Source organism: Vibrio sp. RE88 (assembly GCF_013113835.1).
Taxonomy (GTDB): domain Bacteria; phylum Pseudomonadota; class Gammaproteobacteria; order Enterobacterales; family Vibrionaceae; genus Vibrio.
In genome coordinates this window covers 74,891-88,302 of record NZ_VTYQ01000013.1, presented here as the reverse complement: position 1 = coordinate 88,302, position 13,412 = coordinate 74,891, and the positions used below count along the sequence as shown (strand labels likewise).

10 protein-coding genes and 1 riboswitch are annotated in these 13,412 nt (G+C 45.4%); of the genes, 4 read left to right on the top strand and 6 right to left on the bottom strand.

What is annotated here, in order from left to right:
- Window positions 1-9 precede the first annotated feature (9 nt).
- The 5 genes from F0265_RS22060 to F0265_RS22040 all read right to left on the bottom strand — a co-directional run bounded on the left by F0265_RS22060 (window position 10) and on the right by F0265_RS22040 (window position 5,124).
- Complete coding sequence (locus F0265_RS22060) at window positions 10-333, bottom strand: MSHA biogenesis protein MshK (RefSeq protein ID WP_171750373.1); 324 nt, start codon at window positions 331-333, stop codon at window positions 10-12.
- A complete protein-coding gene (pilO, locus tag F0265_RS22055; RefSeq protein ID WP_171750372.1) occupies window positions 326-976 on the bottom strand; it encodes a type 4a pilus biogenesis protein PilO in 651 nt (216 codons plus the stop codon). The genes F0265_RS22060 and pilO overlap by 8 nt, the downstream gene beginning before the upstream one ends.
- Window positions 976-2,415 (bottom strand): MSHA biogenesis protein MshI, encoded by a 1,440-nt coding sequence (locus F0265_RS22050; protein WP_171750371.1) that lies wholly within the window; start codon window positions 2,413-2,415, stop codon window positions 976-978. The genes pilO and F0265_RS22050 overlap by 1 nt, the downstream gene beginning before the upstream one ends.
- Entirely contained in the window at window positions 2,412-4,427 is a 2,016-nt protein-coding gene (gene csrD / locus F0265_RS22045) for an RNase E specificity factor CsrD (RefSeq protein WP_171750370.1), read from the bottom strand. The genes F0265_RS22050 and csrD overlap by 4 nt, the downstream gene beginning before the upstream one ends.
- 148 nt (window positions 4,428-4,575) lie before the next feature.
- A complete protein-coding gene (locus F0265_RS22040) occupies window positions 4,576-5,124 on the bottom strand; it encodes a single-stranded DNA-binding protein (protein ID WP_006958299.1) in 549 nt (182 codons plus the stop codon).
- Between the two features lie 282 nt (window positions 5,125-5,406).
- Between F0265_RS22040 and F0265_RS22035 the strand changes: the two genes are divergently transcribed.
- From F0265_RS22035 to F0265_RS22020, 4 genes are all read left to right on the top strand, one after another.
- Complete coding sequence (locus F0265_RS22035; protein WP_171750369.1) at window positions 5,407-6,054, top strand: LuxR C-terminal-related transcriptional regulator; 648 nt, start codon at window positions 5,407-5,409, stop codon at window positions 6,052-6,054.
- Between the two features lie 117 nt (window positions 6,055-6,171).
- On the top strand, window positions 6,172-7,044 hold the full coding sequence (gene galU / locus F0265_RS22030) for a UTP--glucose-1-phosphate uridylyltransferase GalU (protein WP_171750368.1): 873 nt from the start codon (window positions 6,172-6,174) through the stop codon (window positions 7,042-7,044).
- Between the two features lie 139 nt (window positions 7,045-7,183).
- Window positions 7,184-10,006, top strand: coding sequence for an excinuclease ABC subunit UvrA (gene uvrA / locus F0265_RS22025; RefSeq protein WP_171750367.1), 2,823 nt, complete (start codon window positions 7,184-7,186; stop codon window positions 10,004-10,006).
- Window positions 10,007-10,070: 64 nt separating this feature from the next.
- Window positions 10,071-11,843: a PglL family O-oligosaccharyltransferase gene (locus F0265_RS22020; RefSeq protein ID WP_171750366.1), complete on the top strand. Its 1,773-nt coding sequence runs from the start codon at window positions 10,071-10,073 to the stop codon at window positions 11,841-11,843.
- A 48-nt stretch (window positions 11,844-11,891) separates the two neighbouring features.
- Here F0265_RS22020 and F0265_RS22015 read toward each other — a convergent pair whose 3' ends face one another.
- A complete protein-coding gene (locus F0265_RS22015) occupies window positions 11,892-13,013 on the bottom strand; it encodes an alanine--glyoxylate aminotransferase family protein (RefSeq protein WP_171750365.1) in 1,122 nt (373 codons plus the stop codon).
- Window positions 13,014-13,232: 219 nt separating this feature from the next.
- Window positions 13,233-13,410, top strand: a riboswitch (Lysine riboswitch).
- Window positions 13,411-13,412: the final 2 nt, after the last annotated feature.

Here is a 13,412-nt window from a genome sequence, read left to right as displayed (position 1 = left end):
CCAATAACCTTATTGTTTTATATCCAGAGTAAAAAGCTCTAATTCCCACTGCTTGCCTGCTCGAGAGAGCCTGACCAGTTCCGGCTCAATACTATTCACTTTATAACCATTCACCGTTTCACCGACTAAAGCGACCTGATTGTTTAACACCGCTCGACAGTGCCCAGCATCTCGACAAACAATACTTTGCAGCATAGGTACTGGTTGTTGAACAATCTTAGTTGCCGGCTTAGCCTCCCGAGGCTTTTGCCAACCAAGTGGAGCCGTTGGATCCTGAGATGCACTGGCCACAGCTGAAAAGCTCACGACAATCACAAGTAATAATCTAACCACCGATGAACTCCTGTCTTGTGCCCAATGTGTACACTTCCAGCACCAGCCGTGCGGTAGGGTATGTTTCGACGGTATAACTGAAACTCCTCCAGTAATAATTGACAGGTAGAGACTCTAGTGTGTTGAGGTAAGTGAGAATGGAGAAATAGCTCCCCGTTAATTCTAGCCTCACTGGGTGCAAGTAATACCCAGTCCGCGTCTGATTGTCGGCTCCCCCCGTAATGGGTTCCGCAGTCATAGATTCCAATGAAACTAGTTTGAGGCCTTTTGTGCCTGCTAATACATCTTCCAGTAAACGCGCCATTTGACTTGGGGAAATCAGGCTTTCAATGATCTGCGCTAATTGCTCTGACAGTTGCTGGCTTTCCGTCAGCAGCTTCTCATATTCAAGGTTAATATTTTGATTAGGATCTTTATTCAGTTTTGCCGTAGCAACTAAAACATCGCCTTCTAAGCGTTGAACCGTCTGCTTAGTTGAGCTGAGCTGGCCAGATAATGCATGATTTGCTTTCATCGACGGCTCGATCAACCAAATTAGAAGTGCGATGCTGAGAACCACCAAGCCACAAAGTGTAAGCAGCCATTTCTCTCGCAAGCTCAGAGTTTGAAATTTATCGTTTAGTTGAAGCCATAGCTGTTGCATTATTTCGGCTCCTGCTTAGTGATAAGTTCAAACGTCACAATGTCGTCATCGTTGCGACCAATACGTAGCTTTTCAAATGTCCGCCCAACTAAATTGACTTCCGACTGGAATTGATTGACCCAGTTTGGGATGGCTTTTGCTTCTCGCGCTAGCCCCTGTAAATCCATGGTATTCGCATCAATAAAGATATGATTTAGCGAGATGTCTTCCCGGCCTAATTCAGCTAGCGCACGCATCACTCCTGAGTATCCCATCTGTTGGGAGTCATCAAATTCATCAACAGCTTTTAATGAAGCGCGTTTAGCCTGAATATCCAGTTTTAGTCTCGCCACTGCGGCAACTTTGGCTGCGGATGGCTTATGCTTGGCCAAACGTTCATTCAAACTTGCCAACTGCTGCTCAAACTCTTTCTGCTGGTTCTGAAAATCTTCAAGCTCTTGCTCGAGTTGGGTTTGCTGAAAATGGAGGTAAGCAAATGAGGTCAGTAAAATAACCGCTACCGCCCCCCAAGCAAACATGACATTAGCAAGGGTAAAGTTTTCCTTCTTCGGCTTAAGTGAATCCGGATAGAGATTGACCGCTTGCTCGCCCAGTTGAGCTGAAAATTCAATCAGAATATCGCCTGATTCTCGGTCATCCTCATTTAACCCAGCGACTTTAACGCTTAGACGTTCGCCTAATGCCTCCACCAGCTCTTGTTGATCTTCTTCATCACAGCAAACCTTCATCTGATGGAGAGAGGCACCACGCAGCTGAGACGATAGGTAGTCAATTGATCGTTGCAGTTCTAATGCAATACCATCAAGCTGAAGAACGCTGGTGGCAACACCTGTTAACGGAGATGCAACCCCTCGAATGGTTCGTTGAAACGCACAGTGATGGTCAACAAAAGCTCTCACTCGGAAGCTACTTTGTTTACTTCTCTGTAGCAGCAGGAAATGAGAAAGCTCACCTGCCGACACACCCCAGACTTCATCTTCAACTAAAACACGATTAAGTTGGATATGATGGGCAGACAACTGCTGCTGTAACCCTATGATCAGGCTTTTAGGCGCGACATAAACTTGAAGTTTATTACCGACAGGAAGCTGGGCCGCATCCGCAACAATGTCCGTCACTTTTTCGCTGATTAGGTCTTTGAGTAAAAACGGTAAAGCACCCGCTAACTCAGCTTCAGGAATATTAGGCTTATCGATTTGATAGGTTTGATAAAACTTAGAATTGAGAACGATATCGAGGTGAATCTCAGGCAATTTAGCCTGCTTCAATGTTTTCAGTAGCGTCTCTTGCCAAGCACCACCTTCGACCACCACCTTCGACGGCAGCGCGTACTCAGCCAACGCTGAAAAATACAATTCACCGGGCTGAACAACGACGGTCAGTTTATGGCCGACTTTTTTGTTGTGCTTAAGCTTTTCGATCAAAGACTGAATGTTCATTTACTACTAACTTTTCGCCATCGATTACGACGACCGATCTGCACTTTACTGGTCGCCATGACTTTTTTCTCAGTTTCAACTTCAGGTAATAACTGTTGTTCGGACTGAAAATAACGTCCTTGAACACCTTGTACTCCTAAAGCCAGCATCGTTTTATACTCTTGTTTATTGTCGACACCAACGGCAATAACTTGAGTTTTAAGTCCTTCACAAGCACCTAACAGGCTGCGTACAAATAGCTGGTTTTCATCTCGCTGATCTATTTGCTTTACCAAGCTCCTATGCAATTTTAAAAAATCGACAGGTAGATCTTTTAAATAATGTGTACTGACAATTGATCGCCCAGCTTGGCCCACTGAAACCCTACATCCTAATCCGGAAATCATTTTTATTACCGGGCGCATATAATCCAAGTGTTTTACTAATCTTGCTTCTGCAAATTCAAAAATTAATAATTTTCGTTGCTCTGCTGTCAATTGTAGTAGTTCGTAGCGAAACCATTTCAGATAATCTCGGTCAGAAAACGGCACAACGTGAAGATTTACAGAGTAACATATTCTTTTCTTTGAGACTTTCAAAAATTTGACGACCGTCGAAAAAACAGCACGATCAAGAATCGACTCATAACCAACCGATTCTATTGCTGAGTTAAATCGTGACGCTTTTATTAAACCTTTATCAGGATCATTAATACGCACAAACAGCTCAGAATGTTCAAACATTCGATCTCGGTGAGAGTCTAATAAATAACAAGGCTGATGGTATATATAGAGCTTTTCAGGCTTTAGCACTAAATCGAATAGAGTACGCCAACGCACACTGCCTCGCTCATCCTCATGTGTGACAAGCTTGTTAAATTTATTCCAAGTATTGACTCGTTGTAACTGTGCGCTTTTGAGTGCGGTTTCTGCTTCATCTAAAATACGCCCCTGACTTTCACCTTCCCGATACATACTAATACCAATATGCACCCAGTTTTCTTTATCTAATGGATTGGGTGGAGACAATTTCGTCAGTTGCTTTAAGCTATTCACTGCTATTTGTGAAATATCTTTACTGCTTAAATGAGGAGCAAAAATGGCAAAATCTGATTCGTAATAGCGTGAAAGAATAACGTCAGGGTAGCGCTGAATAATATTATTCAGGTTGTCACCAATGTCGACCACAAAATCATCAGCGACAGACTTACCCGACTCTTCTTGTAGCTGATCCCAGTCATCAATTCTCAGTAGCAATACACCGCCATGCGAGCCATGCTCTGACAATGCAGCTTCAAGCTTACTGTCAAACAAAACGCGGTTTGCTGTGCCAGTCAATTGGTCGAGAAAGGTTTGTGTGCGAATGAAGGTATCAAAACGACTTCGTTCTTGGCGAGCGTCCTGCAGCTCCTCTATCAGGCAATCCAACGCTTCGCTGGCTGTGTATGGCCATTCTTTGACATCGCCCTTGGCGTATTCTTCCACTCTTCCAGCCAAGATCATTCGTCCTCGCTCCTCAAGGAGCTCAGACCCTGCCAACTGCTCTTTTAGCCATTTCACACCTCGCATCAAGCAAAAGATGATCAATGCCACCGCCAAAGTGATCGACCACAAAGCTTCAAGGGAATAGCCATAGCCAATATAGGGAGGTACCGCTTTAAACTGCAGGCGATAACCAACATTACGCTCAAGTTGATATTCCACATCATAAAGAAGCGCTTTGTCGACTTTCGACGAAGTATCCTTATAACGGTATATCACCCCGCTATCTGACAGCAGTTTCATCTCAACAATATTGGAAGCCTGAAGCATCTTAGGCATCCAACGTTGCAAGGAATAGGCGGCATCAGGGTCTTCCATCTCTTTATCCAGTACCTCAACAATTCCTTGGAGAGAATGATCGAGATACTCTTGCCCTAAGCGCTTGAAAGACAGTGTCCCACCCAAAAATAGGATGAACATCGCACTGGTCACTATAACGGTGACAAACGCAACTAGGCGAGTGCTCAGTTTTAAGGTGGGCGTATACCTCATATAAGCAGAATTCCTTTCTTGAAATAGATTGTGCTGTATCCATGCTCAGCCAGAGTACCTAGGTCGAGATACTACTAACTGATTAGTCTGTTTTTTTAACTATATAAAAAAGCCGCGAAATTCGCGGCTTTTTTCAGGATTCAATGAGTTAGAATGGGATATCGTCATCAAAATCCATCGGTGGCTCATTATACTGAGGCTGATTCTGGTTCTGCTGTTGAGGCTGAGAGTAAGGTTGCTGAGCCTGAGCAGGTTGGCTTTGTTGCATTGCTGGCTGCTGAGGTTGACCCCAACCACCTTGCTGCTGAGGTTGGCCCATCGATTGACCCGGTGCGCCGCCTTGAGCACGACCACCTAGCATCTGCATAACACCATTGAACCCTTGTACCACAACTTCAGTGCTATAACGGTCCTGACCATTCTGGTCTTGCCATTTACGGGTCTGTAGTTGACCTTCGATATAAACCTGAGAACCTTTGCGCAGGTACTCACCCGCAACTTCAGCCAGCTTGCCAAACAGAGACACACGGTGCCATTCTGTTTTTTCGCGCTGCTCACCTGTTGCTTTATCACGCCAGCTTTCAGACGTCGCAATCGTGATGTTTGCTACGGCGCCACCGCTTGGCATATAACGTACTTCCGGATCTGATCCCAGATTACCGACTAAAATAACTTTGTTGACTCCACGGCTCGCCATGATTCGCTCCGTCTAAAATTCTGTATTGATCTAAAAATAGCGCATTAGGATAACACGCTTTAGTCTGTGAACAAATTGCAATCCACACAATGAGTTCACAAACTCGTTCCCCCCACTCAAAGCAAAATTATTTTCGAGTAAATTCAACCTATTGATTGAGTGATAGATTTAATAGTTACCAGCTAATATGAAATTGAACGCAATCCTGTAAACCAAACTCGCACCCGTCAGAATTCTCATTCAATCTGCCAGCATTCCTAATTAAACCGAATGAAGAACCTTATGACTAAAAACATCTACACCAGAACCATATACTTCCTCTGTGAAGACAGCTCTAAAAGCAACCACTTTATCCACCAAATCGAGAAACAGCTTGGCATTGATATTCCCCATATTGAGCCGAACGAGCTGATGCTTGCCATGCAGCAACATAAGCATAAGATTTTGATGATTGATCATGACAACTACAAAAAGCTTAATAATCAAATCCGTGACTTGCCTTTATCGAACAAAATGTTTGAAACCATCATCTTTAATGTAGAAAAAAGGCTCACAACAGAAGAGCTATTGTGCTTCGGCAACTTAAAAGGATTGTTTTATCAAGATGACTCTATTGACGCCATCGCCAAAGGTTGTGGTGAGATCATCAACAGTCAAAACTGGTTACCCCGCAAAGTCGCGGCTCAGCTACTGCATTATTATCGTCACGTCGTACTTAGCCAGACGGCGCCAGCCACCGTGGACTTAACCTCGCGTGAAATTCAGATTCTACGATGTTTAAAAACTGGGGCATCCAATATGCAGATCGCAGAAGATCTGTTTATTAGTGAGTTTACCGTTAAGTCCCACCTTTATCAGATCTTCAAAAAACTGTCGGTTAAGAATCGTGTCCAAGCCATTGCTTGGGCTAATCAGCATATGCTGTCTTAAATCTAATCCGATGTGCAAAAACTCACGTTTTGCCTTCAACATTCATTATCCATTCACGCAAAAAGTGATAAGGTTGCGCCAGCTATAATAGATTAATTAAAGATATAGGGTTTTAACATGATCAAAAAGTGCCTTTTCCCGGCTGCTGGCTACGGAACTCGCTTTCTTCCTGCAACCAAATCTATGCCTAAAGAGATGATGCCCGTCGTCAACAAACCACTTATTGAGTACGGTGTTGAAGAAGCCATTCAGGCAGGCATGGATGGCATGTGCATTGTCACTGGTCGCGGTAAGCACTCGATCATGGACCATTTCGACAAGAACTACGAATTGGAGCATCAAATCAGCGGGACGAATAAAGAACAACTGCTGGTCGATATTCGTGACATCATCGAAAGCGCTAATTTCACTTACATTCGTCAACGTGAAATGAAAGGGTTAGGCCATGCAATTTTGACAGGGCGTGAGCTAATCGGTGATGAACCGTTTGCAGTAGTACTTGCTGACGACCTATGTGTCAACGAGCAAGAAGGTGTACTGGCTCAAATGGTCGCTTTGTTTAAGCAGTTCCGCTGCTCTATTGTGGCAGTACAAGAGGTGCCTGCTGACGAGACGCATAAATACGGTGTGATTTCTGGTGAGATGATCAAAGACGACATTTATCGCGTCGATGACATGGTTGAAAAACCAGAACCTGGCACCGCGCCAAGCAATCTAGCTATCATTGGCCGCTACATCTTAACTCCAGATATTTTTGAGTTGATCGAAAATACTGAGCCGGGTAAAGGTGGTGAAATCCAGATCACCGATGCACTTCTGAAGCAGGCCAAAGCTGGATGCGTACTGGCATACAAATTCAAAGGTAAACGTTTTGATTGTGGTAGTGTTGAAGGCTACATCGAAGCAACCAACTACTGCTTTGAAAACCTTTACCTAACAGATAGCAAAAAGTCAGAGCTTGATAAGCAAAAGACGACGAAAGAAGCTTAATCGTTTGACGTTAACCATGCTTCAAAGGCCGCTCAATTGAGCGGTCTTTTTGTTACTGTTTTTTTATCCAGTATTTTCTTTGAACATTTATCACTCTATGTAATACTTAGCCCACTTGTTTTTACATTGAGCGAGAGCAATGGATCAGATCGAAGTTCGCGGCGCACGCACCCATAACTTAAAAAATGTGAACCTAACCATTCCACGAGATAAACTCATCGTGATTACAGGATTATCAGGTTCAGGTAAATCATCACTTGCCTTCGACACCCTGTATGCGGAAGGTCAACGCCGTTATGTTGAATCGCTGTCAGCGTACGCTCGCCAGTTTTTATCTTTGATGGAAAAGCCTGATGTCGATCATATTGAAGGCTTATCACCCGCCATCTCCATTGAACAAAAATCAACGTCACACAACCCTCGCTCGACCGTTGGCACCATTACGGAAGTGTATGACTACCTGCGTCTGTTGTACGCACGTGTCGGAGAACCGCGTTGTCCTGAACATCATGTACCATTGACAGCTCAAACCATCTCACAAATGGTCGACAAAGTTTTGGAGCTTCCCGAAGGATCCAAAATGATGCTCCTTGCGCCAATTGTTAAAGAGCGTAAAGGCGAGCACGTTAAAACATTGGAGAACCTTGCTGCACAAGGCTTTATTCGCGCTCGTATCGATGGTGAAACTTGCGATCTATCCGATCCACCAACCTTAGAATTGCATAAAAAGCACACCATTGAAGTCGTAGTCGATCGCTTTAAGGTGCGCGATGATTTACAACAGAGGCTGGCGGAATCCTTTGAGACGACTCTCGAATTGTCCGGCGGTATCGCGGTCGTGGCTCCGATGGATGGAGATGGCGCAGAAGTCATCTTCTCTGCCAATTTTGCCTGTCCACATTGTGGTTACAGCATGCAGGAGCTAGAGCCTCGGCTCTTTTCCTTCAATAATCCGGCAGGCGCCTGCCACACCTGTGACGGCCTTGGCGTACAACAATACTTTGATCCCGATAGAGTTATTCTCGATGATTCTTTAAGCCTGGCTGAAGGTGCGATCCGAGGTTGGGATCAGAAAAACTATTATTACTTCCAAATGCTTTCATCTTTGGCAGAGCACTATGACTTCGATCTAAAAGCGCCATTTAAGTCTTTATCGAAGAAAATGCAAGATGTGGTACTCACAGGGTCCGGACGCACAGAGGTCGAGTTTAAGTACATCAACGATCGCGGCGATATCCGCGTCAAACGTCACCCATTTGAAGGCATACTCAATACCCTTGAGCGTCGCTATCGTGATACCGAGTCCAATGCTGTACGTGAAGATTTAGCTAAGTACATTTCAACTCGTACCTGTTCTAGCTGTGAAGGCAGTCGCTTGCGTTTAGAAGCTCGCAATGTATTCATAGGCGACACAACCTTGCCTGAGATTGTTGAGCTCAGTATCGCGGATGCGCTTAGCTTCTTTGCATCATTGGAGCTAGAAGGTCAGAGAGCGCAAATCGCTGAAAAGGTGATGAAAGAAATCAACGATCGTCTCCAATTCTTGGTCAACGTCGGTCTCAATTACTTGAATCTTTCTCGTAGTGCAGAAACGCTATCTGGCGGTGAAGCACAACGTATTCGACTGGCGAGCCAGATTGGCGCAGGCCTAGTCGGTGTGATGTATGTACTGGATGAACCGTCAATCGGACTGCATCAGCGAGACAATGAGAGGCTGCTAAAGACACTGACTCACCTGCGTGATTTGGGCAATACTGTTTTGGTCGTTGAACATGACGAAGATGCGATTCGCATCGCCGATCATGTGATCGATATTGGCCCGGGAGCCGGTGTTCACGGCGGAAGTGTGGTCGCTGAAGGAACAATGGAAGACATCATCGCTACACCTGAATCCCTGACGGGCCAGTATCTCAGTGGTGTTAAACAAATTGCGATACCTGAGCAACGCACACCTATCGACAAGAAAAAAGTGGTGCAGCTGATTGGGGCAACTGGCAACAACCTTAAAGATGTCAGCTTAACCATACCTGTCGGTTTGTTCACCTGTGTGACAGGGGTTTCAGGCTCAGGTAAATCCACTCTGATCAACGATACTTTTTTCAAGATTGCACACACTCAGCTAAACGGTGCGACGACAGCGACTCCATCTCCTTACCAGAAAATTAAAGGGTTGGAACACTTTGATAAAGTCATCGATATTGACCAGAGCCCAATTGGGCGTACACCACGTTCTAACCCAGCGACTTACACAGGCATCTTTACGCCAATCCGAGAACTATTTGCCGGCACTCAGGAAGCCCGCTCTCGAGGCTATAAACCGGGTCGCTTCAGCTTCAACGTACGTGGCGGTCGCTGTGAAGCCTGTCAGGGCGATGGGGTTATTAAAGTCGAGATGCACTTCCTACCGGATGTCTACGTCCCGTGTGATGTGTGTAAAGGCAAACGCTACAACCGTGAAACACTCGAAGTCCACTACAAAGGCAAGACCATTGATGAAGTGCTGGGTATGACGGTTGAAGATGCCCGTGAGTTCTTCGACCCTGTGCCAGTCATAGCCCGTAAGCTGCAAACGCTTATGGACGTCGGACTTTCTTATATTCGCCTTGGTCAAGCTGCGACCACCTTATCTGGTGGTGAAGCGCAACGTGTCAAACTTGCCCGAGAACTATCCAAGCGAGATACCGGTAAAACGCTCTATATTCTAGATGAGCCAACCACTGGCCTGCACTTCCATGATATTCAGCAGTTACTTACTGTACTGCATCGACTACGTGATCACGGTAATACCGTGGTGGTAATCGAACATAACCTTGATGTGATAAAAACCTCAGACTGGATTGTCGATTTGGGCCCTGAAGGCGGTCAAGGTGGCGGTGAAATTATTGCCGAAGGAACACCGGAAGAAGTTTCCAAGGTAAAAGGTTCACACACCGCGCGCTTCCTCAAGCCTATGTTAAAATAAAGAAAAGTAGTAAATTAAGCAGACCATAACATGGTCTGTTTTCTTTTGAAGGACGCAATAATCAATGGCAACCATCCATTTGGCAGGGACAAGTTTAGAGCCGCAAGCCCCCAAACTACCGCTCATTAAGCCGTTTCTTGTTTCTCTAGCGGTCGTATTTTTGCTCGCGATGCACATTTTTACGCCTAATCCGGGCGGTGCCGGGCTCGCGCTCACTTTTAACACGACGACTTGGATGGCGGTCAGTTTCTCTCTGGCGATAGGGTTGTATCAAATCGGCACCCAAGGTGTAGTCAGATACAACAAACTGACTATTGGGCTGTTTCTTTGCTGTGTATTACTCACAATCCCGGTATTTTTCCCTCACTCAGACTTTTCCCTATCTCAAGGTAAACTATTCGGCTTATGGGCAGGCTACGGGCTGTTTTTTGTCCTTCAACAGTTTCGCTTCAGCAACAAGCAGAAACAGCGTTTATTATGGTTCATCACTATCGCGGTCTTTATGCAGGCACTGTTTGGCTGGTTTCAATACCTAGTCCTACAACCTGACAACTTATTTGGCTACGATACATTACAGAATCGCCCTTACGGTATTTTTCAGCAGCCAAATGTCATGGCCAGCTTTCTCGCCACAGGATTGGCTCTGTCAGGCTATCTACTCACTCGTCATCCAAAGAAATACAACCGTCACCTCAGCGAAGTTTCGTTGCTTTATCTGATGCCAGTGGTCACCGTTCCTCTCTTGATCATCATCGCTTCTCGAACGGGCTGGCTCGGTGCATTTCTCGCCGTTGTATTGCTGCTGTCATATCTGTATCGCTTTGCGACTAAAAAACGTTTTTGGGGCTGGCTTATCGCCATCATCGTCGGTTTGGCAATAGGTTTCAGCTCAAACCTGTTCACCGATGGTGAGTCTCTAGCAACCAAGCGGGTTAACCTTGAAAGCGCGAGACAATACACCTTTCCTCAAACACTCGATATGTTAATTGAGAAGCCCTTTACCGGTTATGGTTACGGGCGCTTTGAGCCAGAATACATTGTCTATACCGCCCGTCAGCATCAGTTGAACCCCGGCTATCATCCGGGGCTTGCTTCGATGGATCACCCTCACAATGAGTTGCTTTATTGGGGAGCTGAAGGAGGATTGCTTCCGGTTGTAGCTATAGTGCTCGCTGCGGTGATGGTTTTAGTGAGGATCTACAACGCTAAAAAAGGCACTCGCCTCGCGATGTTTGCCTTATTTGTGCCAATAGTGCTTCATAGTCAGCTGGAATATCCGTTCTACCACTCTGCGATTCACTGGATAACTTTTGTGGTTCTGCTTTTCTGGATTGATCAACGCGCTCGCTCGTATCGTTTTGCATCATTCAGCATTGTGACTAAAACACTGTTCCGAGTGATGAGCTTAGTCGTGCCAATCATAACCAGCTTCTATATGCTGACAGCGCTGCACACTAACTACGTACTCACTCAGTTTGAAACATCGAATCCAAAAAATCCTGATTTACTCAGTCAAGTCAGCAACCCAATAGTTTGGAAAGACAGGTACGACTGGGATATTTATAGCACCTATCTCAATATTGGCCTTTATCGTCAGGAGGCGAAATTCATCCAGCCATACATTGACTGGTCACTGAAAATTATTAAAGAGAAGCCAAGACCCGCGTTTTATAACAACCTGATCCTAGCTTACCAAGGGCTTGGGGATAGTGAACGTGCCGAGCAAATTCGCAGTGAAGCGCAATACTTGTTCCCTGAGCGAGATTTCTCACAGGTGCAATACATTGCCCCAGATATCGATGCGCTAAAAGCGGATAATGAAAAAGTAGCCAAATAAAAAAGGCGACGCTTTGTACGTCGCCTTTCGACTCAATTTTGATGGTGTTTACTGCGTCAATGACTCTTCCAGCGCTCTCAAACAAAGCGCCACATTTTCTGCACGAGCGCCGTAACCCATAATGCCGATACGCCATGCCTTACCCGCTAATGCCCCCAAACCAGCACCAATTTCGAGATTGTAGTTTTCCAGTAAATGGTTACGAACCCCTGCGTCATCAACACCTTGAGGAATGTAGACCGCATTAAGCTGAGGTAAGCGTGACTCTGCTGCAACAACAAACTCAAAACCCAACTTTTCGAGACCCAACTTCAGCTTTTCGTGCATATCACTATGACGCTGCCAAGCATTCTCTAACCCTTCATTCTTAAGGATTAATAGAGACTCATGCAGCGCATAAAGGCTGTTTACAGGCGCAGTATGATGGTAGCTACGTTTTCCTTCTCCGCTCCAATAGCCTAATACTAGGCTTTGATCTAAAAACCAGCTCTGAATGGGTGTTTGTCGAGCCTGAATCTTCTCAATGGCCAGAGGTGAGAACGTCACTGGTGATAAACCCGGAACACAAGATAAACATTTCTGGCTGCCTGAATACACCGCATCCAGCTGCCATTCATCGACTTTCAGTGGTACACCACCCAAAGAGGTCACTGCATCAACAATCGTTAGCACACCGTGAGCTTTTGCAAGCTTACCTAATGCTTCTGCATCGCTGCATGCGCCTGTCGATGTTTCTGCGTGAACGAATGACAGAATTTTAGCATCAGGGTGGTCTTTCAGCGCTTGCTCAACTTTGTCGACCGAAACAGGAGTGCCCCATTCATCATCAACAACTATTGCAACACCACCCGCTCGAACTACATTTTCGCGCATGCGCTCACCAAACACGCCATTGCGACAAACGATCACCTTCTCACCCGGTTCAATCAGGTTAACAAAACAGGTTTCCATACCTGCACTGCCCGGTGCTGAAACAGCAATAGTGAATTCATTTTCGGTTTGAAAAGCGTATTTGAGTAGCTGTTTTAGTTCATCCATCATTTTAATGAACAAGGGGTCAAGGTGGCCTACGGTAGGGCGACTCAAAGCCTGCAAAACTTGAGGAGAAATATCCGAAGGGCCAGGGCCCATAAGAATACGGTGAGGGGGGATAAAGCTTTGAATCGTCATTGTTCGCTCCTTGAAACGGGTCTACTTTCTACTTATTTGTCTTTACATTAAAACAAATCGACACAGGCAGCAATTGGCCGAAAGTTCTCAGGTAAAACCACTGTCACAAGTTTGTTAATTAATAAACCGATTAAAGTGACACTTTCCCGTTGACAAAGGTCACATAAAAACGTTCAATGCAGACTGTATGGTGAATTTTTATGCCGCCATATGAATGCATTTTGCAGAAGAGGAGCACTACCCAGGTAGGTGTTTTGTGGAGCCACAACTCCGATACAAATCACTGAGGGGGAGTAGTGCCGAGGTAGATCAACGTTGTGGTTTTGATCTGTCGGTTGACTTGGGTTGACTCCCATCAACTGTCATCAGCTCAGTCTGGTGAAGAGCTTCTGAGGTAAA

Excerpts from the sequence above, each read along its gene's own strand:
- pilO (WP_171750372.1), bottom strand. The coding sequence starts at position 976 with ATGCAACAGCTATGGCTTCAACTAAACGATAAATTTCAAACTCTGAGC.
- uvrA (WP_171750367.1), top strand. The coding sequence starts at position 7,184 with ATGGATCAGATCGAAGTTCGCGGCGCACGCACCCATAACTTAAAAAAT.
- galU (WP_171750368.1), top strand. The coding sequence starts at position 6,172 with ATGATCAAAAAGTGCCTTTTCCCGGCTGCTGGCTACGGAACTCGCTTT.
- F0265_RS22015 (WP_171750365.1), bottom strand. The coding sequence starts at position 13,013 with ATGACGATTCAAAGCTTTATCCCCCCTCACCGTATTCTTATGGGCCCT.
- F0265_RS22040 (WP_006958299.1), bottom strand. The coding sequence starts at position 5,124 with ATGGCGAGCCGTGGAGTCAACAAAGTTATTTTAGTCGGTAATCTGGGA.
- csrD (WP_171750370.1), bottom strand. The coding sequence starts at position 4,427 with ATGAGGTATACGCCCACCTTAAAACTGAGCACTCGCCTAGTTGCGTTT.
- F0265_RS22035 (WP_171750369.1), top strand. The coding sequence starts at position 5,407 with ATGACTAAAAACATCTACACCAGAACCATATACTTCCTCTGTGAAGAC.
- F0265_RS22050 (WP_171750371.1), bottom strand. The coding sequence starts at position 2,415 with ATGAACATTCAGTCTTTGATCGAAAAGCTTAAGCACAACAAAAAAGTC.
- F0265_RS22020 (WP_171750366.1), top strand. The coding sequence starts at position 10,071 with ATGGCAACCATCCATTTGGCAGGGACAAGTTTAGAGCCGCAAGCCCCC.